At 68.1% G+C, this 20,112-nt stretch carries 18 protein-coding genes and 1 pseudogene; 9 read left to right on the top strand and 10 right to left on the bottom strand.

From position 1 onward, the window contains the following. Positions 1-21 precede the first annotated feature (21 nt). Entirely contained in the window at positions 22-1,491 is a 1,470-nt protein-coding gene (locus tag ACFY1U_RS22375; RefSeq protein WP_390695890.1) for a UvrD-helicase domain-containing protein, read from the top strand. A 53-nt stretch (positions 1,492-1,544) separates the two neighbouring features. Here ACFY1U_RS22375 and ACFY1U_RS22370 read toward each other — a convergent pair whose 3' ends face one another. The 7 genes from ACFY1U_RS22370 to ACFY1U_RS22340 all read right to left on the bottom strand — a co-directional run bounded on the left by ACFY1U_RS22370 (position 1,545) and on the right by ACFY1U_RS22340 (position 7,520). Beyond that, the gene (locus ACFY1U_RS22370) at positions 1,545-1,841 is read right to left on the bottom strand and encodes a helix-turn-helix domain-containing protein (protein WP_390695889.1); all 297 of its coding nucleotides are present in this window, start codon (positions 1,839-1,841) and stop codon (positions 1,545-1,547) included. A 321-nt stretch (positions 1,842-2,162) separates the two neighbouring features. Then, positions 2,163-2,996 (bottom strand): SDR family oxidoreductase, encoded by an 834-nt coding sequence (locus ACFY1U_RS22365; RefSeq protein ID WP_390695888.1) that lies wholly within the window; start codon positions 2,994-2,996, stop codon positions 2,163-2,165. Then, positions 2,983-4,254, bottom strand: coding sequence for an NAD(P)/FAD-dependent oxidoreductase (locus ACFY1U_RS22360; RefSeq protein ID WP_390695887.1), 1,272 nt, complete (start codon positions 4,252-4,254; stop codon positions 2,983-2,985). The genes ACFY1U_RS22365 and ACFY1U_RS22360 overlap by 14 nt, the downstream gene beginning before the upstream one ends. Then, entirely contained in the window at positions 4,251-4,469 is a 219-nt protein-coding gene (locus ACFY1U_RS22355; protein WP_389077269.1) for a ferredoxin, read from the bottom strand. The genes ACFY1U_RS22360 and ACFY1U_RS22355 overlap by 4 nt, the downstream gene beginning before the upstream one ends. Continuing rightward, positions 4,466-5,005 carry an aromatic-ring-hydroxylating dioxygenase subunit beta gene (locus ACFY1U_RS22350; protein ID WP_389077267.1) on the bottom strand — a complete coding sequence of 180 codons (540 nt, stop codon included), beginning with the start codon at positions 5,003-5,005 and terminating at the stop codon, positions 4,466-4,468. The genes ACFY1U_RS22355 and ACFY1U_RS22350 overlap by 4 nt, the downstream gene beginning before the upstream one ends. Beyond that, positions 5,002-6,384 carry an aromatic ring-hydroxylating dioxygenase subunit alpha gene (locus ACFY1U_RS22345; protein ID WP_390695886.1) on the bottom strand — a complete coding sequence of 461 codons (1,383 nt, stop codon included), beginning with the start codon at positions 6,382-6,384 and terminating at the stop codon, positions 5,002-5,004. Before ACFY1U_RS22345 ends, ACFY1U_RS22350 begins: the two co-directional genes overlap by 4 nt. 179 nt (positions 6,385-6,563) lie before the next feature. Further along, positions 6,564-7,520 carry a LysR family transcriptional regulator gene (locus ACFY1U_RS22340; protein ID WP_390695885.1) on the bottom strand — a complete coding sequence of 319 codons (957 nt, stop codon included), beginning with the start codon at positions 7,518-7,520 and terminating at the stop codon, positions 6,564-6,566. A 207-nt stretch (positions 7,521-7,727) separates the two neighbouring features. Between ACFY1U_RS22340 and ACFY1U_RS22335 the strand changes: the two genes are divergently transcribed. The 7 genes from ACFY1U_RS22335 to ACFY1U_RS22305 all read left to right on the top strand — a co-directional run bounded on the left by ACFY1U_RS22335 (position 7,728) and on the right by ACFY1U_RS22305 (position 15,457). Then, on the top strand, positions 7,728-8,660 hold the full coding sequence (locus tag ACFY1U_RS22335) for a VOC family protein (RefSeq protein WP_390695884.1): 933 nt from the start codon (positions 7,728-7,730) through the stop codon (positions 8,658-8,660). Positions 8,661-8,704: 44 nt separating this feature from the next. Further along, positions 8,705-9,679 (top strand): ornithine cyclodeaminase family protein, encoded by a 975-nt coding sequence (locus ACFY1U_RS22330; protein WP_389077256.1) that lies wholly within the window; start codon positions 8,705-8,707, stop codon positions 9,677-9,679. Between the two features lie 16 nt (positions 9,680-9,695). Next, a complete protein-coding gene (locus ACFY1U_RS22325; protein ID WP_390696402.1) occupies positions 9,696-11,174 on the top strand; it encodes an NAD-dependent succinate-semialdehyde dehydrogenase in 1,479 nt (492 codons plus the stop codon). 107 nt (positions 11,175-11,281) lie between these two features. Continuing rightward, positions 11,282-12,301 carry a dihydrodipicolinate synthase family protein gene (locus ACFY1U_RS22320; RefSeq protein ID WP_390695883.1) on the top strand — a complete coding sequence of 340 codons (1,020 nt, stop codon included), beginning with the start codon at positions 11,282-11,284 and terminating at the stop codon, positions 12,299-12,301. Next, complete coding sequence (locus ACFY1U_RS22315) at positions 12,298-13,275, top strand: cyclase family protein (protein WP_351924657.1); 978 nt, start codon at positions 12,298-12,300, stop codon at positions 13,273-13,275. Before ACFY1U_RS22320 ends, ACFY1U_RS22315 begins: the two co-directional genes overlap by 4 nt. A gap of 22 nt (positions 13,276-13,297) precedes the next feature. Beyond that, complete coding sequence (locus ACFY1U_RS22310; RefSeq protein ID WP_390695882.1) at positions 13,298-14,281, top strand: fumarylacetoacetate hydrolase family protein; 984 nt, start codon at positions 13,298-13,300, stop codon at positions 14,279-14,281. Between the two features lie 549 nt (positions 14,282-14,830). Then, positions 14,831-15,457 (top strand): TetR/AcrR family transcriptional regulator, encoded by a 627-nt coding sequence (locus ACFY1U_RS22305; protein ID WP_390695881.1) that lies wholly within the window; start codon positions 14,831-14,833, stop codon positions 15,455-15,457. Positions 15,458-15,572: 115 nt separating this feature from the next. On the opposite strand, the gene ACFY1U_RS22300 is transcribed toward ACFY1U_RS22305, so the two are convergent. From ACFY1U_RS22300 to ACFY1U_RS22290, 3 genes and pseudogenes are all read right to left on the bottom strand, one after another. Continuing rightward, positions 15,573-16,922 (bottom strand): ferric reductase-like transmembrane domain-containing protein, encoded by a 1,350-nt coding sequence (locus tag ACFY1U_RS22300; protein ID WP_390695880.1) that lies wholly within the window; start codon positions 16,920-16,922, stop codon positions 15,573-15,575. A gap of 334 nt (positions 16,923-17,256) precedes the next feature. Continuing rightward, positions 17,257-17,601 (bottom strand): DoxX family protein, encoded by a 345-nt coding sequence (locus ACFY1U_RS22295; protein WP_390695879.1) that lies wholly within the window; start codon positions 17,599-17,601, stop codon positions 17,257-17,259. A 464-nt stretch (positions 17,602-18,065) separates the two neighbouring features. Further along, a pseudogene (locus tag ACFY1U_RS22290) lies at positions 18,066-18,612 on the bottom strand (transposase); the annotation flags it as partial. Between ACFY1U_RS22290 and ACFY1U_RS22285 the strand changes: the two are divergent. Then, complete coding sequence (locus ACFY1U_RS22285; protein ID WP_390695878.1) at positions 18,536-19,903, top strand: transposase; 1,368 nt, start codon at positions 18,536-18,538, stop codon at positions 19,901-19,903. The pseudogene ACFY1U_RS22290 and the gene ACFY1U_RS22285 sit on opposite strands and share 77 nt — an antisense overlap. Positions 19,904-20,112: the final 209 nt, after the last annotated feature.

Genomic DNA, 20,112 nt, shown 5'->3' with positions numbered 1-20,112 from the left:
TTCTGCACCACGGAGCCCCTGTTGCACACGCCGACCGATGAACAGGCCCACGCCGTCGACACTTTCCGGGACGGTCACCACATGGCGCTGCAGGCTGGTGCTGGCACCGGTAAGACCAGCACACTGGGTCTGCTGGCCGCGAGTACTCGACGCCGAGGCCGCTATCTCGCTTTCAATAAGGACATTGCCGATGATGCCGCCGCCCGGTTCCCGCGCTCCGTGCAGTGCAGGACCGCACATGCTACGGCCTTCGCCGCCCTTGGCCACCGGTTCGCTCGCCGGCTCAGCAGCCCGCGCCAGTCGGCCTGGCGGGTCGGGCACGCCCTCGGTGTCGGAGCCCCCTTGCGCATTGGTGATCACGAGATCAGCCACCGGACCCTCTCCCACACCGTCCTGCGTACGGTCACTCGCTTCTGCCAGTCCGCGGACAACACCCCGGCTCCCCACCACGTGCCGACACTGCGAAGGCTGAGTACACCGAGCGAGCGGGACCAACTTGCGGAAGCTGTCCTGCCGTTCGTCGGAAAGGCATGGAAGGATCTACAGAACCCCGACGACGGAGTGGTCCGCTTCGAGCACGACCACTACCTGAAGATGTGGGCCCTGACCGAGCCGAGAATCGAGGCCGATTTCCTTCTCCTCGACGAGGCCCAGGACACCAACCCTGTTCTGGAGCAGGTCTTCGCCGCGCAACGCGGACACGCCCAGCTGGTCATGGTCGGTGACTCCGCCCAAGCCATCTACGGGTGGCGAGGCGCCCGGGATGTAATGACGGGCTTCGACGCCACTCACCTCACCTTGACCCGCTCCTTCCGCTTCGGCCCGCTCCTGGCCGAACAGGCCAACAGATGGCTCGCGCTCACCGACGCGCCGATCAGGCTGACCGGCACCGACACCATTCCAACGAAGGTCGGCTTGGTCATCTGTCCGGACGCGGTGCTGTGCCGAACCAACATCGGCGCCATGACCGAAGTCATGAGGCAGTTGGAAAGCGGCCGGCGGGTGGCTCTGGCCCGGGGTGGGCAGACACTTCTTGCGCTGGCGCGCGCCGCCCGGGATCTCAAGGAGGGCCAGCGCACATCCCACCCCGAACTGGTTCTCTTCGCTTCATGGGGGGAGCTGCAGGAGTACGCGGAATACGATCCCGCCGGCCGCGATCTCCAGCCGTTCGTGGAGCTCGTCGACACCCACGGGCCCGAAGCCATTATTGCTGCTGTCGACGCGCTGACCGGTGAAGACAAAGCCGAGGTCACGATCTCCACCGCTCACAAGGCAAAAGGCCGGGAGTGGCTCAAGGTCAGGATCGCTGACGATTTTCCCCCGCCGCCGGACAGCGACCAATTGGACGACAGCGGCCACCCGATCCCGGAACCTGTGAGCGACACTGACGCCCGTCTCGCCTACGTCGCCGTCACTCGCGCCCGGACCCAACTGGACCTCGGAGGGCTTGCATGGATCGAGAACCAACCAGCCCCTGTCGACGGCGCCTGACGCGTATTGCAGGCCTGCCGAAAAAACCAGGCTGTGCCGCCTCGCCGCGAGATCTACGAGGAAGGTGCAGCTGCGATGACCAGTTCGCCCATGGCGGCCACGGCACCAGTCACGGGGATCTTCCACTCCAGATGGTCCGGCCACAGCATGACACCCAGCGCGCCCTCCAGATCCACCATGGTGAGCATGTCCGGCCAAACCGTCCCGTTGAGAACGTTCGCGATCACCTGACGATTGACTCCGCTCCTGCGCGACACCGCGTTCGAGCTCATCTGCTGATCCGTCATGGCCTCGGCGAGCCTGCGCGCGATGGCCTGAGCGACGAGGGCGTCGCGGTGCGGCTGCATCATGGCATGCGGCCAGCCACCGCTGACCACTTGGTCTCTCGGCTTTGCGCACGTCTCCTTCCTCCGGGCACCCGACAAGTGGCTGAGGCACCCTCCCAATGCGCGCCACCCCCACCACGCGGCTGATGTAGCGCCCCTTGGGCCGGCTATTCGTACGGCTGATTCGTCGGCACCTGCTTGCGGAGACGGCTTGGAATGTGGGTTCGGGACAGGTCGGCCAAGCGGCAACAGCACGCACGTCAACGGTCGTACGGCTGATGGCCGCCAGCAGGAAGACGGCATGCGCGCCTCTGCGCCCCGGTGTGGTGCGCAGAGGCGCAGCACTCAGGCCGACGGGTAGCTGCTGACAAGCTGGCCCATGCTCATGAGGGCCCGGTTCAGGGTGCCGGAGTCGGCGATCACGGTCTGGCCTGTCATCACCTTGTTGTGCCGGGATGCGAGGAGTGCGTAGAAGGGCCCGTACTCCTCCGGGGTGGGCAGGTGCTGAAGGGGCGTGGACCATTCGAACGCCGCGCGGAAGGCGTCCGCGGGAATGTCCGACTGCTTGGACTCGTGCAGGTCGAGAGCGCCGGGTCCGCGGAGCTGACTGCCCGCGATGCCCGAAGGGGCGACGGCGTTGACCCGTACCCGCGGGGCGAACTCGAACGAGAGCTGGTTCACCAGGCTGCGCACCGCCCCCTTGCTGGCCGTGTAGGCCGCACCGCCGCCGTCGGCTGCGAACGCCGCCTGTGAGGCGGTGAGCACGATCGCCCCTTCCTCGGCCTGCAGCAGGTCGTGCATGATCCGCGCGGTCAGGGCGTAGCCCTTGACGTTGATGGAGAAGACCTCGTCGAACAGTTCGCCGACGCGCTCGACGGGGATGTCGGTCAGCCGGACGTTGCCGTCGAAGATGCCCTGCGCGCCGATGAGGGAGGTGAGCCGGCCGTAGCGGTCCTCGATCTGAGATCGGCAGGCACGAAGATCGTCGATGTTGCGTACGTCGCCGTGCACGACGAGGACGTCGTCGCCGAACTCCTTCTTCAGCCCGAGTACCTTGGCCTGGTCGTACTCGAGGATCGCGAGCTGCGCGCCCTGTTCGAGACAGTGGCGGGCAACCCCGAGACCGAGCCCCGAGCCGCCACCGGTGATGAGGACGACGTGGTCGTCAAGCAGCTTCATGGGTGGTGCGTTCCTTCCGGTTGGCGCACGACACTGTGGTGTCGAGGGCGGGATTGTTCGTGCGGGCGAGCGCGAGTGCCTCGTCCCAGGTGCCGCCGCGGGCGAGCAGCTTGCGGTAGTCGCGCAGCGAGCGGACGCGCCCGCAGGCGAACGCGGCGTGGAGCTCGCCGGCGTGGCCGAACAGGACGAGAAACTCGCCCGCGTCGAGTGAACCCTCGACGACGAGGCTGCGGTCGCCCGCGCGACGGCGGCCGTAGCACTGGAACCGCATGCCGTACTGGTCGGTCCAGAAGTACGGCACTCCCTGGTAGGGCGTGGTCTCGCCGCGGGCGATGTTCAAGCCGATGTGCCGGCCCTGCTCGACCGCGTGGGTCCAGTGCTCCACGCGTACGTGCTGTCCCAGCAGCGGGTGGTGGAACGCGGCCACGTCACCTGCGGCCCACACTCCGGGTACGTTGGTCCGGCCGGCGGCGTCGGTGACGATCCCGCCGGTCACCTCGATCCCGGAGCCCGCCAGCCAGTCGACGGCGGGTTCGGCGCCGATGCCCGTGAGTACGAACGGGGTCCGGTGCACACTTCCGTCCGTGAGCCGGACCTCGTACGCCCCTGGTCGTCCCGTGACCGACGCCACGGCGACGGCACCGCGGAAGCGGACCCCGTGTGCGGTGTGCAGGTCGCGGAGATGGGTGGCCAGTTCGGTCCCCAGTACGGGCTCCAGCGGCAGCGGGAGCGCGTCGAGGACCGTGACCGTCACGCCCCGCGCGACGAGAGCGGCCGCGACCTCCAGTCCGATGAAGCCGGAGCCGATCAGGGTCATCTCGCCGTATCGCGCCGCGGCCTCGCGCAGCACCCGCAGGTCCTCGGGGGTGCGCAGGGCCGGCAGTACCTCGCCCGCGAGGCTCCTCATCTCGCGGGGGCGGCTGCCGCAGGCGATGACCACAGCGTCCCAGGGAAGCGCCTCGCCGTAGGTGGTCACCACGTAGCGGCGGTCGACGTCGAGCCCCGCCGCGGCGTGCCCGAGACGCAGGTCGAGGCGGCTGGCCTCGATGCGTTCGGGAGAGCGGAGTTCGAGGAGTTGCGGGTCCTCCTCGGCGACAAGCAGGGCCTTCGACATCGTGGGCCGGTCGTACGGCTGGTGCAGCTCGGCGCCGAGGACGGTGATGGAGCCGGTGAATCCGGCCTCCCGGAGGCCGTCGGCGGCGCTGAGGCCGGCGGCGGAGGCTCCCACCACGACGACCCGCTCAAAGCCGCCGGTCACGGCTTGGGTCCCGAGTTGAGTGCGATGGCCTGTGCGGGGCAGACGCGGGCGGCCTCTTCGAGGTCCTCCCGCTCGTCGGCGTCGACGGTGTCGCGCAGGAGAACAGCCGTCGGGCTGCCGGGCGGGGTGTCGAAGACGTCGGGCATGACGCTGACGCAGATGCCGTAGGACTTGCAGCGGGTGCCGTCGAGGGAGACGGAGAGGCTGTCGCTCACAGGAAGACCCCAAGGTTCGGAGTGGCCAGCGCCGTTTCGGTCAGCACGATTTCGCGGGACAGCAGGCGTGGGCCCGACGGTGTGAGGCGCAGCTGGTCGTAGCGCCTGCACGGGATGAGATCGAAGTGCGGGTCGATGCCGCGCTGGCGGTAGACCAGCAGGGCGCTCGACACCTTGATGACGTCGGGGCGGTCGGTCTCCTCGACCTCGACGCTGCCCACGATGCGCAAGGTGCGGGACGGAGGTACCTCCGAGTACGCGTGGTCGGTGTTGAGCCGGTCCAGGCGCGTGCGTACGTGGGCCTTGGTGTCCCGCACCCGGAAGGCGTTGCGGTCGATCTCCTTGGCACGCGGTTCCGCTGCCTGCCGGATCGGCACGGTGTAGAGAAGCTCGTCGTCAAGGAGTCCGTACCACTCCTCCTCGCGGCCCTCGTCGAGCAGCCGGGCCTCCAGCGCCAGGAACTGGGTGGCCAAGGCCTGGAGTTGGGGGTTGGCGCTCACGGGCGGGACGACGCGGGGTGTGTCGGTCGTGGTCATACTGACGCAGCTCCCTCGGTGCCGGCGCCGGTGTTCCCGCGCATCACCTTCAGCCAGTGGCGGTAGAAGTGGAGCTGCGCGTGCTCGCCGTAGCCGGTGTTGCGCTTACGGCCCGGGCCTGTCCACGAGGGGTCGTGCGACTGGTCGACCTGACTGTTGTTGCCCTGCTGGAAGTGGAACTCCATGCCGGCCTTGCGCATCCACGGACTTCGGGCGGCGCGCGGTGCGCCTTCCCAGGCGACGGTGTCGTCCTGCTCGAAGATGCCTGCCGAGCCGAAGGTGAACTGGCCGTTGAGATAGGAGTCGCGGGCCTCGTCCTCCGACATGAAGTCCCAGACGAACTGCCAGTTCCACAGTTCGATCTCGCCGGGGCCGATCGGCTGCCACTGCCGGAAGCTGGTGATCACCGACAGGGGACCGCCCGGCACGGACGGGGTGTTCAGCCGGATGAAGCTGAGGTTGGGGAAGATCGTTCCGACCGTCGGCGGCTCGTGGTTGACCACGTGGAGCTGTGCCTCGTCCAGACCCGACAGGTCGAAGTGCCGGGTGATCTCCGGCGCGTAGCCCCAGAGCACGTAGCCGGGATGGACCGCCTTGGTCCAGGCATGGCCGGCGAAGGCGTGGCCGTTCTCGAATTCGTAGACGCGCGCGATCTCGCACGTCATCTGCAGCCCCTGGGAGACCGCGACCTCTTCCGTGCTCCAGTGCAGCGTGTCGACGTGGTAACCGTCGCCGGCGAAGTTCTCGGCGGCCGTCTTCCAGTCGGCGTGCAGCCGGTAGCGCTCCGGAGGCCCGGCGACCCGCATGCCGCCGGGTGCCAGCCCGACGATCAGGTCGAGCATCCACCCTGCCCCGCCCAGGTACTCGTCCAGCGACGGTCCGTCCGGGTCCAGCGAGGCGAAGACGAAGCCCTGCCGGGTGGCCACCCGGGGCGCGTGTATCAGGCCCCATGCCTTGGGGTCGAGACGCTCGCCGTAGGCGTCGTGCAGGTGCGGGGTGCCGACCAGGTCTCCGTTGTTGCTGTAGGTCCACCCGTGGTAAGGACATTTGAAGAAACGGGAGTTGCCGGCATCGGTCTGGCACACCTGGGTGCCCCGGTGACGGCAGTAGTTCGACAGCACGTTGATGCCGCCCTTGCCGTCGCGCGTGACGATCACCGGATCGAGGCCGATTCTGCGCTGCACGAAGTCACCCGCCTTGGGGATCTCGCTCTCGTGCGCGACGAACACCCAGCACTTGGTGAATATCCGCTCGATTTCGGCGCGGAAAACCGCCTCGTCGTTGAAGATTTCCACCGGGACGAGATCGTTCTTCAGCGAGGCCTCGACGCGGTCCAGGATGGTAGCGGCATCGGCCGTTTCTGGAGAGATGGCAGTCATGGGGCTCCCTTGCCTCAGTCGTGCTCAGCAGGGGCGATCAGCGGAATTCCGTGGCCCTGCCTGCGGCTCGAGACGTCAGGCTATTGGTGCCATCACATGGGGAAAAGCAATTCCTGTCGATGAGTCGGCATTGATCCAATCGATGGAACGCGGCCAGGCTCCTCCTGACCGGTCCTGTCTCAGCCGGCTGCCGGGGCGGGCGGCGTGTCCCGGATGTAGGCATTTGCGAAATAATGCATGCGCTGCCGCAGCCAGGCATGGCCCGGATCGTCGTCCATGCGTCTCGTCCAGACCATCGTTTCGGTGCCCGGCTGCAGCTCCATGGGAGGCTCGAGCAGCCGCAGGCCTGTCGCCGGGGCGATGCGGCGCCCGAGCGTTTCGGGGATCAAGGTGATGAGCCGGGTACCGCGGATCAGGAACGGGGCGAGTTCGAAACTCGTGGTGACCTCGACGTGGCGCGGGATGCCGAGCAGGTCGAGATTCAGTTCGGCCAGGGAGGGGCGCCGGTCGGGGCTCGTCGCGAGGTACGGCAGCTCGCTGAACTGCTCGACCGAGATGCTCTCGCCCACATCGGGGTGCTCCTGGTCGACCGCGAGCACGTAGCGGTCGGTGTACGCGGCCTCACTGCACAGGTCAGGGCCGCTGGGCACCAGCTCGCGCGGAACGATGACGAGGTCGATCTGGTGGCGGATCAGCTGTTCCGCGTACTCCTCCGCGAAGGGCTGGATGCGCAACCGCACGTTCGGAGCCTCGGTCGGCAGGTGCACCAACAGCGGATGCAGTACGGCGACGGCCGCGTAGCTGCTCGCCATCACCGAGTACGTCCTGTGGTCGGTCGCGGGATCGAAGCGGTCGCGCTGTGACAGCAGCGACTTGATGTCGGTCAGCGTCTTCTGCACGGGCTGCACCAGCGACTCGGCAACCGGTGTGGCAACCATGGTCCGTCCCTGCCTGACGAGGATCGGGTCGTTCAGGAGCTTGCGGAGCCGAGCCAGCGTGGAGCTCATGGCCGACTGCCCGACGGACAGACGGGCCGCCGCCGCGGTCACGCTTCGTTCCGCCATCAGGGCGTCGAAGGCGACGAGCAGGTTCAGATCCACCCGGTTGAGATCCAGGGGCGCATTGGTGGTGGGCATCGACCGGAATTCCTGTCTGTGCTGAAGGCATGCCGAAAGAAGTCGGCTGCCGCGGCTCGACGGTCGACTCCGACCACGGATTGATGTCGTCAATCTGAACGCATCACTATCGATTGTTTGTATCGAGGAGTGCGTCTGTCTAGCGTCTTGCAGCGGGAAAGCGACGCGAACGATCTGTTCGGCGTCACTGAAGAGCAGGAGTCGACGATGACCGCAGCCTTCCGTCCGATCACCCATCTCAGACATGTGGGTATCGGTGTGCCCGACTACGGCAAGGCTCTGGAGTTCTACAAGAACCTCTGGGGACTGCAGCCCGTGGCCGACGACAGCGGTGTGACCTTCTTCGCCACTCCCGCGGACCCGGAGCAGTACGTCCTTCGCGTCCGGCAGGACCAGGAGAAGCGACTGGACCTCATCGCCTTCGGTGTGAACTCTTCCGAAGAAGTCGACGAGTTGGCCTGTCGGCTAGCGGTCGGCGGAATCACGCTCGACCGGGAGCCCGGCAAGCTGGACACCCCGGGCGGCGGATACGGCGTCCGGTTCTTCGACCCCGACGGCCGACTCGTCGAGGTGTCCGCCGGGGTCGCGCAGAAGCCCTTCCGGGAGCTCGAGGAACGCGAATCCGTCCCCAAGAAGCTCAGCCACGTGGTGATCAACTCCACCGATGTGGCCGCGACCAAGGCGTTCTACGAGACGTACCTCGGCTTCCGCCTCTCGGACTGGCTCGGCGACCTGATGTGCTTCATGCGCAGCGGAACCCAGCATCACATCCTCGCCATCTCCCGAGCACCGCGCGTCTCGCTCAATCACATCTCCTTCGAGATGCGCGGCATCGACGAGTACATGCGCGGGTCCGGGCGTCTGATGCGCGCGGGTCACCGCCCGCTGTGGGGGCCAGGCCGGCACGGCCCGGGAGACAACACCTTCATCTACTTCCTCGACCCGAACGAGAACGTCGTCGAGTACACGACGGAGCTGGAGACGATCGAGGACGACGAGGCGTGGGAGCCCCGCGTCTTCGACAGCACCTCTCCTCAGTCGCAGGACCAGTGGGGGACCGGCGGGTCGATGACCGAAACCATGCTGCCGGTGCTGCTCAAGCAGACGGACGGCGGTCTGTGGACCCCCTCGCCGATCTGATCCCTCCCCCTCCTCCTGATCCCTCCTCCGCAAAGGCCACTGAAGTGACTCTTTTCCTCGATGACGCGGCGGTACAGGCGGCCTTCGACTGGGAGCTGGCAACCTCGGCGGTGCGCGAGGCATACGCGACGAGCGTGGACGGAGCACGCTATCCGGCCCGCGGCATGGCCCGCGGAGACCACGGCTGGCTGCGCACTCTCACCGGCGTACCGGCCGGACGCGAACTGATGGGAGCGAAGATCATCGCGGCCGCGATGCCGACGCGCCGCGCCTCCTACCTCATCCCCCTGTTCGACCAGCGGACGGCCGAGCTGGTGGCCCTGCTCGACGGCCACTCCATCACCGGTTACCGGACGGCGGCCACCTCGGCCGTCGCGGCGGACCTGCTGTCGCTGCCCGGCGCCCTGACCGTCGCCGTGATCGGCTCCGGTTTCGAAGCGCAGAACCATGTGCGCGCCCTCGCCGTCGTACGAGACCTCAAGGACGTACGGGTGTACAGCCCACGACCGGAGAGCCGAGCCCGTTTCGTCGCCGAACTGTCCGACCTGCCGATCACGCAGGCGGCCGGCGCCGAGGAGGCCGTCGCAGGCGCCACGCTGGTCGTCTGCGCCGCCCGGTCCCGCGACGAGACCCCCACCCTGCTCGGGAGGTGGCTCCGACCAGGCATGACCGTCGTGTCCATCGGATCCACCCTGCCCGAGCAGCGTGAGGTGGACCCCGAGGTCATCGCCCGTGCCGACGTGATCGTGGCGGACATGGTCGAGGAGGTGCTCGACGACACCGGGGACCTGATCGCCGCGCGGGCCGCCGGTCTCGACGTGGCGGGCGAGATCCGCTCGCTGGCCGACCTCGTCGGCGAGCGCGTCCCCGGGCGCACCCGCGCCGATCAGATCGCGCTGTACAAGTCGGTCGGCTCAGCGGTCCAGGACCTGGCGGTCGCCGGCATGTGCGCGCGCAACGCCGAGCGGCTGGGACTCGGCACCCGGATGCCGGCCACCATTCATCCCGTGCAGAAGTGAGAGAGCCGCCATGACCATGGAGACGACCGTTCCACTCGGTCTGTCCGACCCCACGCTGCTGCGCACGGCCGCCTACGTCGAGGGCAAGTGGCTGGAAGCCGGCGACGGCGGTCGGCTCACCGTCCGCAACCCGTCGACCGGTGAACTCGTCGCGGACCTGTCGGCACTCGGCAGAGCGCAGACCGCCCAGGCCGTCGACGCCGCTCATCGTGCTCTGCCCGAGTGGCGGGCGCGGTCGGGCAAACAGCGCGCACAGGTGCTGCGGCGCTGGTTCGACCTTGTCACCGAGCACACGGAGGACCTGGCCCGGCTGATCGTCCTGGAGGAGGGCAAGCCACTCGACGAGGCCCGCGGGGAAGTCGCTTATGCCGCCTCCTTCATCGAGTGGTTCGCCGAGGAGGCCAAACGGATCCGCGGCGACGTGTTCGCGGCACCGGAAGGTTCGCGCAGGGTGCTGGTGCTCAAGGAGCCGGTCGGGGTGTGTGCGGCCATCACCCCGTGGAACTTCCCCGCCGCGATGATCACCCGTAAGGCCGCTCCGGCACTGGCCGCGGGCTGCACGATGGTCGTCAAGCCCGCCGAGCAGACGCCCTTGACGGCATTGGCCCTCGCCGAGCTTGCCGAGCGGGCCGGTGTACCGGCCGGGGTCCTCAACGTGGTGATCGGCGACCCGCGCGAGATCGGGCCCGAGCTGACAGGCAATCCGCTGGTCCGCAAGGTCAGCTTCACCGGCTCCACCGAGGTCGGCAGGCTGCTCCTGGCCCAGTCCGCCCAGACGGTGAAGAAGACCTCGATGGAACTGGGCGGCAATGCGCCGGTGCTCGTCTTCGACGACGCCGACGTCGAGACCGCCGTCGCCGGTGTCGTCGCCACCAAGTACCGCAACACCGGCCAGGCCTGCATCAGCGCCAACCGTGTCTACGTGCAGGCGGGAATCCACGACCGCTTCGCGGAGGCGTTGACCCGCAGGGTTGAGGACCTTGTCGTCGGAGACGGCTTCGATGACGGCGTGCAGCAGGGACCGCTCATCGACGAGGCAGCGGTGGGGAAGGTCGAGGAACATCTCGCCGACGCCACGAGGCGGGGTGCCAGGATCCTGTGCGGCGGTTCGCGGCACCGGCGTGGAGGGCTCTTCTTCCAGCCCACCGTGTTGGCGGACGTGGCCCCGGGCATGCTCGTCACCCGCGAGGAGACCTTCGGCCCGCTCACCCCGCTCATCCGCTTCACCGACGAGGCCGAGGCGGTCCGCATGGCCAACGACACCGACTACGGTCTGGCCGCCTACCTCTTCACCCGCGACGCCGAGCGGACCTGGCGCGTCTCGGCCGCCCTGGAAGCGGGGATGGTGGGCATCAACACCGGCCTGATCTCCAACGAGGTCGCCCCCTTCGGCGGCGTCAAGCAGTCGGGGCTGGGGCGGGAGGGCTCCGTCTATGGCATCGACGAGTACCTGGAGATGAAGTACCTGGCCTGGGAAGGCGCCGGCGCGCCCTGAGCCGACTGCCGCGCCGGACACCGCAGCACGAACGAGTCGCGCCGAGACCGACCCGCCAGGCGCTGAGTCACCGCCCCCATCACCCACGCACCGAGGCAAGGACGACCATGCCTGCATACACCCGCACAGAGGCCCGGGACTGGGCCCGCGAAAAGCTCGTCGGAGCCGTCAACTGCACGATCCCGTCGTTCACCGCCGACCTTCGCGGCATCAACGAGCAGGGCATCAGGCACGACATCCGGCTCGCCGAGCAGCACGGATTCCTCGGCACCCTGGGCGTCTCCGAGGTCAGCATCACCCTGCCCGAATATCTCGACTTCCTGCGCATCGTCCGTGATGAGGCGGGCGACGGCTTCGTCGTGGTCCACCACGGCAGTTGGAGCACCCTGGAGCAGAACATCGAGGCGGTGCGCGGCGCCGAAGAGGCCGGTGCCGACCTGGTGCTCCTGTCCTACCCGCCGAACTTCTACCCGGAGTCGGAACAGGAGGTCTACGACTACACCAAGGCCGTCTGCGACGCCACGAACCTCGCGGTCATCCTGTTCCCGATGTACCTGTGGGGGTTCAGTCCCCGGGTGCACCCCTCGGACATCCCGACGCGGCTCATCCGCCGGCTCATCGACGACTGCCCCAACATCGCGGTCATCAAGGCCGAGGGCGGCTTCCCCAGCATTCAGAGCGCCATCGAGTGCCACCGGCTCTTCGGCGACGAGGTCGTCATCTCGGTGCCCATCGAGGGCGAGCTCATCCCGCTGGCACAGGTCATGCCCGTCCAACTGTCCGCCACGAGCGACCACGAATACTTCGGGCCCATGATCCCGCGTGTCATGCAGCTGCTGCGCGAGGGCAAGTACGACGACGCCACCGACATCTACTGGCAGCTGCATCCGGCCCGCAAGATCAAGGGCGGCCTCGCTCCCGTGCTGCACGGCGGTGCGTTCATCAACCGGCAGGCATGGAAGTTCCAGGGGTGGCTGCAGGGCTACAACGGCGGACCGCTGCGCCAGCCCACCCAGCGCATCCACGACGCCCAGATGCACGCCCTGCGCAAGGGACTCCTCGACGCCGGACTCGAGCCCAGCATGGACCCGTTCCGTGAGTTCTTCATCGGAAGGAACCCGGCGTGACCCCCAACGAACTGGACCGTGCCAACCCCGCCGGCGCGATCGCCGATGCCGCCAAGCGCTGCTCCAACTGGGGGCGTTGGGGACAGGACGACGTACTGGGCACCCTCAACTTCCTCGACGAGGGCAAACGCCGGGAGGGCGCGGCCCTGATCCGGCGCGGGGTCTCCTTCTCGCTCGCCCAGCGCTTCGACACGAACGGTCCGCAGAACGGCTGGCGCCGCAGGACCAATCCCGTGCACACCATGCTCTCCTCGGGCCTGGACGCCGAGTTCGGTCCGCCGGAGTTCCCGCACGGCCTGGGCGGTGCCGACGACGTGGTGTTCATGCCGTTGCAGGCGTCGACGCAGTGGGACGGCCTCGGCCACGTCTTCGACCACGGCATGGCCTACAACGGACGACGCGCCTCCGCGGTGGTGACCAGCGAAGGCGATCAGCTCACGGGTATCGAGACTGTGGCCGACCGGATAGCAGGCCGAGGAGTGCTGCTTGACGTCGGCCGAGCGATCGGCACCGACGGAGAACTGCCGGACGGCTTCGCCATCACCGCCGAGCACCTCGAAGCCACGATCGCGGCACAAGGCGAATCCTCCCGAGTGGGCCGGGGCGATCTGCTGCTGGTCCGTACGGGACAGCTGGCGCGGACGCGTCGCGACGGCTGGGGCGACTACGCGGGCGGGCCGGCACCCGGCCTCTCGTTCACCACCGCCGACTGGCTGCACACCCGCGAGATCGCCGGTATCGCCACTGACACCTGGGGCTTCGAGGTCCGGCCCAACGAATTCGACCAGGCCTTCCAGCCGCTGCACCAAGTGGCCATCCCGCACATGGGTCTCTTCATCGGCGAGATATGGGATCTCGACGCCCTCGCGGCCGACTGCGCTGCCGACGCAATCTACGACTTCTTCCTCACCGCCGCCCCCCTCCCTGTCACCGGTGCCGTCGGAGCCCCGGTCAACCCCATCGCCATCAAGTAGAGCCCCGGAAAGGACGCACACCATGCGCTTCGCCACCTGGGAAAGCGCCGGCCGCCGCGCCGCCGGTGTCGTCGGCGAGCACGGGCTGCACGCCCTCCCCGGTACGACGACGGTCCTGGACCTCGTACGAGCCGGACTGCCGACCGCCCTTGAGGCCGGTGCCGCCGCCCTCGACAGCTCCTCCCCGACACCGATCGATTCCGTACGGCTGTTGCCGCCGCTGGAACCGCCGACCGTGCGGGACTTTGCGGCATTCGAGGAGCACGTCGAGGGTGTTGTGCGGTCGGTCAGCGGAGGCGGCGTGGTCGTACCGGAGTGGTACGAGGCGCCGGCCTTCTACTTCACCAACCCCTATGCCTTGATCGGCGCGCACGACGAGGTCCCGGTCCCGCCGGGCTCACACGTGCTGGACTTCGAACTCGAAGTGGCCACCGTCATCGGCAAGGACGGCGCCTCACTCACCCCCGAAGAGGCACGGGACCACGTGTTCGGCTATACCGTCCTCAACGACTGGTCCGCGCGGGACCTGCAAGGCCGCGAGATGAAGGTGGGCCTCGGGCCCGCCAAGGGAAAGGACTTCGCCACCACCCTGGGACCGTGGCTGGTGACCGCCGACGAGCTGGACACCTACCGCGACGACGAGGGGTTCCTGCAGCTGGACATGCGGGTGTCGGTCAACGGCACCGAGGTCGGCCAGGATCTGCTGAGCAACATGAGCTGGACGTTCGAGGAGCTCATCTCGTACGCGTCCCGCGGCACCTGGGTGAAGGCCGGTGACGTCCTCGGCTCCGGGACCTGCGGCAACGGCGGCTGCCTCGGTGAGTTGTGGGGCCGCAGCGGGACGCGAACACCGCCTCCGCTCGAACCCGGAGACATCGTGGAAATGACAGTCGAGGGCATCGGTTCGATCCGCAACCGAGTCGTACCGGGCGAGCGGCCCACGCCGATCACCGCTGCACGCCGACGGCCGCGCCTGCGCAAGCGGACAGCCTCCGACAGGACCTGAATCAGGTCCAGGAAGGCCAGAACGACATGCGGGCGGCCGGCGACCTGGACCTCCTGAAGCTGCTTGGTCAACTTCTCGGCGAGGGCGTCCAGTTCACTCAGAGGAGCGTGATCCACTGCCGCTCCGGCATCCCGGACCCTCCCGCGATCTCGTGGCGTGCCGACCCGCCGACGGATCGTAGGCGGGGGTCGGTCACGGGCGCAGCCGACCCCGGCAGACCGTCGGAACCGGACCTGCCCGATGATCTACGGCATAGACATCGGCCGCCGACCGGCACGAGTCCCCGTATCGTCGCTCACACCAGACCCGTGACCTGCGATTTCACGATGCACACCACTCAGTGGGATTGGCCGGTGCCGGAGTCCCCGATGAGCGGTCGTCGATGGGGGCTGATCGAAGGGGCGCTGCCGCTCCATACCGAACCGGCGAGCTCCATACTGGATACGGTGTTGCTGTTATGGTGCTGGCTGAGGAGGTGGACGTTCAGTGGCAGCAGCTGGTCCTGTGCGAGCGACCACGGCATCGGGTCGGGGCCCGGGGCGTCCGCCCGTGCCGCTGGAGCGCATCGTCGCTACCGCACTGCAGATCGTGGACGATGAAGGGGCCGACGCTCTCTCGATGCGGACGCTGGCCCAGCGTCTGGGCTCGGGCACGGCGACGCTGTACCGGCACTTCGACAACCGGGCAGCGCTGGTCGCCCATGTCGTGGACCGCATGTTCGGCGCCGTGGAACTGAAGGGCGACGAACTCCTCGCGATGGGCTGGCAGCAAGCCCTGCGGACGGTCGCGCACACCATGTTCGAGGCCCTGGCCCGGCACCGGAACGCGGCGCGCCTGGTGGTCGAAGAGATTCCCCTGGGGCCGAACGCCATGGCGCTGCGGGAGCACTGTGTCGCGGCACTCCTCGACAGCGGCTTCCCGCCGCGACTGGCCGCGCACGCCTTTGCCACCCTCTCCCGCTACGTCCTCGGATTCGCCATACAGGTCAACGGTCATGGCGGCGGCGGGCAACTCGACGACGCGCAACTGTCCGCCGTCTTTCAGGGCGTCGATCCAGCCTTGTTCCCGGCAACGGTCACCGTCGCCGGGTCGATGCCCGTTCCGATCGAGGAGGAGTTCTCCTTCGGCCTCGAACTCCTTCTCAGCGGGCTTGCCCGCCTGCGCGACGACGCCTGACCAGCCAGGACGATGCGAGCCTGAGGCCGCCCGCCCACGGAGTCATCTCGGTCGGCCTGGAGCGTCGCCACAGCTGCTGGTGCTGAGCGCGTGATCTCGTGTGGTCGGCGGTTCGTCAGCGGAAGGCGAAGTGCTCGGCGTGGAGATGGTGGCGGGGGACGCCCTGGCGGTGGAGGGCGCGGGTGAGGTTTTCGATCATGGAGGCGGGGCCGCAGAGGAAGACGTGTGTGTCGGGGGTGATCGGTCCGGCCTGGGCCTGGATTCTTTCGGCGGTCAGACGGCCGTGGCTGCGGCTGAACGTCGGGTGGAGCCGGAACCCGGGGCGGTGTGCTGCCGCTGCGGTGAGTTCCGGGAGGAATGGCGCCTCGTCGGCGGTGGGGGCGCAGTAGAAGAGGTCGGTGCGGGGCGGCGCCGCACCGGGGTGGGTGAGCCAGCCGAGGAAGGGCGCGATGCCGATGCCTCCCGCGATCCATATCTGCCGGGGTCCGCCGAGGGTGTGGTCGAACATGCCGTAAGGACCCTTGAGGGTTGCGGGGTGTCCTTCACTTATGTCTGTGTAGAGGCGGCGTGTACCGCGGCCCACGGCACGGATGGTGAGGCGTACCGAGCCGTCGGCCTGCGTACCTGCGACGCTGAAGGGGTGTTCGTGCCAGCCGCCGGCGCGCAGGTAGACGAACTGACCTCCTGTCACGGGAAGGGTCGTCTCGCCGGTGGGCGTGAGGGTGAGGTCGAGGATGTCGGGTGTCGGCCGCTCGACATGGTGGATGGTGTAGTCCGCCCGGGGTTCTCTGTGGCGTAGCACCAGTTCGTCGTAGGTGTAGGCGGTCATGCCGATGGTGGCCATGGTGACGTAGATCGCCAGGAGGGGCGTGGATCCGTTGATGATGAGATCGAGGAACCAGCCGTGCAAGAGCGCCGACAGGAGCAGCAGGCCGGTGAGGCGGTGCAGGAACAGCCAGCGCTCGTAGGGCAGTCGGAGGATGCGGCCGACCTGGCCGAGTGAGATGAGGACGAGCAGTAGCAGGCCGATGGCGGAGACGGCACCGAGGAGATGGCCCATCCCTGCCGACGCGGCCCGGTGGGCGTAGCCGTACTGGCTCCCGTCGAAACCGGAGAAGAAGTGGAGGAGCAGGTGGGGGGTGAGCAGGAGTATGGACCATACGGCGTACAGCTTGTGCTGACGGTACATGCGGTCCAGGCCGCCGAACCACTGCTCCAGCCACATCAGGCGGGTGGCCAGTACCAGGGTGCAGGACATCAGGTAGACGGACAGGACGCCGGCGAACTCGCCGACGAAATAGACAGCGCTGAGGCCCTCTGGCCTGAGCCGGTCCCAGGCCAGATAGAGCATGACCGCTCCGGTCGTGACCGCCAGGGGTCCGACGTGGCGCTTCTTCAGGCGCGCGTCCAAGGGGGCGCGTGCGATCCGGATGGCGTAGATCGCTATCACGATCAGGACGGGCATCGTCTACCCCTCGGGGGCCGGCACTGTGGACGAAGGGGCGCTGGTGAAGGCAGGCGGGCCGTGTGGTCGCGGCTTGAGCGCCCTCGAGCCCAGGTGGCTGTGGTTCCGGCCACCTCTAATATTGGCTACAACGTAGCCGTTTAGCTGGTTTTGGTCCAGTGGTGCAATCGGATGCCCGTTGGCCAGCCCTGGATCTACCCTTCGGGAGCGTGGCGGTCTGAAGCCATCCCCGTCGGTCGGCTCTTCGAGGTGAAGTCACAGCTCGAGGCGGCATTGCTTTCAGGGTGACACTGCCGGAGCTGCCCTCCGTGGCATGGGCTCGATCCGCAGCGCTTCAGGCGAACAAGGCCGCGAGGTATGAGGCGACAAGCGCCGCGCACACAGCGGCGGGCACAAATTTGGCAACCGGGTCGCCCTTGCGCAGGTGTACGACCACAGCTCCGGCGAGCAGCAGGAGAAGCCCGGCCCCCGCGAGGCCGCCGAGCAGCGGCATGGCGAGGCCGAGCGCCACGCCGGCGGCTCCTGCCAGTTGCAGCACGCCGATGCGGCGATAGGCGGCGACGGAGAAGCCGGTCTCGGCGGCCAGCTCGCGCGCCTTCGGCGATGCGAGTGTGTTGAGCACTCCGATCCCCCCGAAGATCAGGGCGATGGCGCAGGCGAGGGTGATGGTGAGGATCATGAGGTATCTCCAGGTGCCGGCGTCGCGGCGGCGTGGGCGTCAAGGGTGACGGCCTGATGGCGGGCGGGGCGTCACGAGACCGTTATGGGATGTGTCGGGCGCGGTCGAGTTGCCGGCCGAGCGCATCGCTCGGCGCCCAGACGGGCGATTCGGTCGATCGATGCAGCGGCTCAGCCTAGCGAAATAACGGCAACAATGTAACCGTTATGGTGGTCGGCTTCGGAGCGAGTTCGCGGGGGCGTGGGCGTAACGACGTTCACGCAGCCGGTGCCGTCGCCAGGTTGTAGATGGTCCTGAGGGCAGGCCTTTGCTCAGCGAGTTGCCGAGGAAGTCATGGACGTCGCCCGCACGGGTTCACCGGTCGGCTGCCATAGGCATCCCGCATTCGCGAACTCCCCGACGGCCCCACTTCTTTACGGGTCCTTACTGAGCGTTTGGTCGGGTGATTCGTGTTTGGTCCCGGGTCAGGTTCCGCGCCAGTTCAGGGTGGCGTCGCCCTCTGAGTCTGCGGGCCATGAGGTCGATCATGGCGAGGTGGATCATGGCTTCGGAGCGGTGCGGGTGTGTCTCGTAGTCGCGGGCGAGGCGTCGGTGGTGCATGAGCCAGCCGATGCTGCGTTCGATGGTCCACCGTCTCGGGATGATCGTGAACCCGTGGGCGCCGGGCGGGCGCTGGACGGGGTGGACGTTGATGCCGAGGCGCGCTCCGTGGTCGATGACGGTGGTGCGGTAGCCGGCGTCCACCCAGGCCTTCGTGATGTGCGGGTGGGTGGCGGCGATGCGGGAGAGCAGGGTCACGCCGGCTGCGGTGTCGGAGACGCTGGCGGCGGTGACCAGCACGGTCAGTAGCAGGCCGAGGGTGTCGCAGCCGAGGTGGCGCTTGCGCCCGATGATCCGTTTCCCGGCGTCCGTACCCTGGTCCGCGAGGGGCACGTTGGCGGAAGTCTTAATTGTCTGGGAGTCCAGCACGCAGGCCGACGGCTCCGCCCTTCGGCCCTCGGCTTCCCGGACGCGCACCACCCAGCGCACCGATTCCACCCACGTCCTGGCCGCGGTGCGGGACCTGACCCGCCTGGAACTGGTCACCGAGGCGGTTCGCGCCGCGCTCGAAGAGGTTGCAGGTGTCTCTCCTCATCTGCTGGACGGGCTGGTCGACGAGGGCTGGGGGCTGCGCTACGGCCGCCCGGTCCACCTGGGAAAGAACCCCACCAAGCCCGTGACCAGGATTCTTGCTACCGGAAACGACGCCGTCAGGCTTCTGGAACACCTCCACCGCTTCGGAGCGGACCGCATGTCCGGTCCTCGCATCCAGGCTCTGCGGCAGATCATGGTGCAGAACTATCACCGTGATGCCGCGGGACACCTGCGCTGGCGCACCGCCGAGAAGGAAGGCGGGGCGGGTCTGCCACCCTCGTCCCGGGCCATCGTCTCGCCCTACGACACCTCGGCCCGCTACCCGCGGCACGGGCACATCATCAGCTGGAAGGGGTTCGCCGCTCATCTGACCGAGACCTGCGCCTCCGACGGCCCCAACGTGATCACGGATGTCGCCACCACCGCGGCCACCACCCACGACAGCCAGGTCCTGCCCGGCGTCCACACCCGCCTCGCCCGCCGCGGCCTGCTGCCCGCCGAGCACCTGGTCGACGCCGGCTACACCTCCCTGCCCCACCTGGAACAAGCCGCCCGTGAACACCAGGTCACCGTCTCCGGGCCGCTGAAGAGCAACCCCACCCGCCAGCACCGCCGAAACGAGGGCTTCGCCCGCGACGACTTCCACATCGACTACGACAAGCAGCAGGTCACCTGCCCCCAGGGACAGGTCAGCGCGGGCTGGCATGGCCCCTACCCGACCTCCTCACCCACCGCCGCCCCGCTGATCGTGGCCAGGCTCACCAAGAGCCAGTGCCGCCCCTGCCCGACCCGCACCCAGTGCACCAGCACCGCCGACGACGCCCGCACCGTGGGATTTCCCCCACGAGAGCTCCGCGACCTGGAACTCCGCGTCCGCGCCGAGCAGCAGACCCCCGAGTGGAAGACCCGCTACGCGGTCCGCTCCGGAGTGGAGAGCACGGTCAACGAGTTCGCCCACGGGCACGGTATGCGGCGCTGCCGCTACCGAGGACAGGGAAAGGTCCACGTCCAGCACGTCCTGACAGCCATCGCCGTCAACATCGAACGCCTCAGCGGACTGCCACCGGCTGAGGAAGCCCCCACACCCCGCCGGCCCACTGCCTTCCAGAACTACCTCGACCAACGCGAGATCCCTCGCCTGAAGTCCTGGCGAACCCTGGGCACTTGACTCCGCCGGCACCAAGATCCCCGACAGAGTTAAGTTCGCTGTCCGAATACGAGGCGGCCGTACTGGTCGCAGTCCTCAACGAGTGGCTGTGACCAGCACTTTCGCAACGGGCCCTAGCTTGATCTTTAACCTGTGCGGCGAGGTCGCGGAGTGCCCGACTTCTTATTCCGGGACGTGGTGGTGGTCGTCTTGCGGGGTGTGTGGACGTC

Source organism: Streptomyces sp. NPDC001351 (genome assembly GCF_042896045.1).
Lineage (GTDB): Bacteria > Actinomycetota > Actinomycetes > Streptomycetales > Streptomycetaceae > Streptomyces.
The sequence above is the reverse complement of the archived record's forward strand: the minus strand, read 5'-3'. Positions and strand labels throughout refer to the sequence as shown.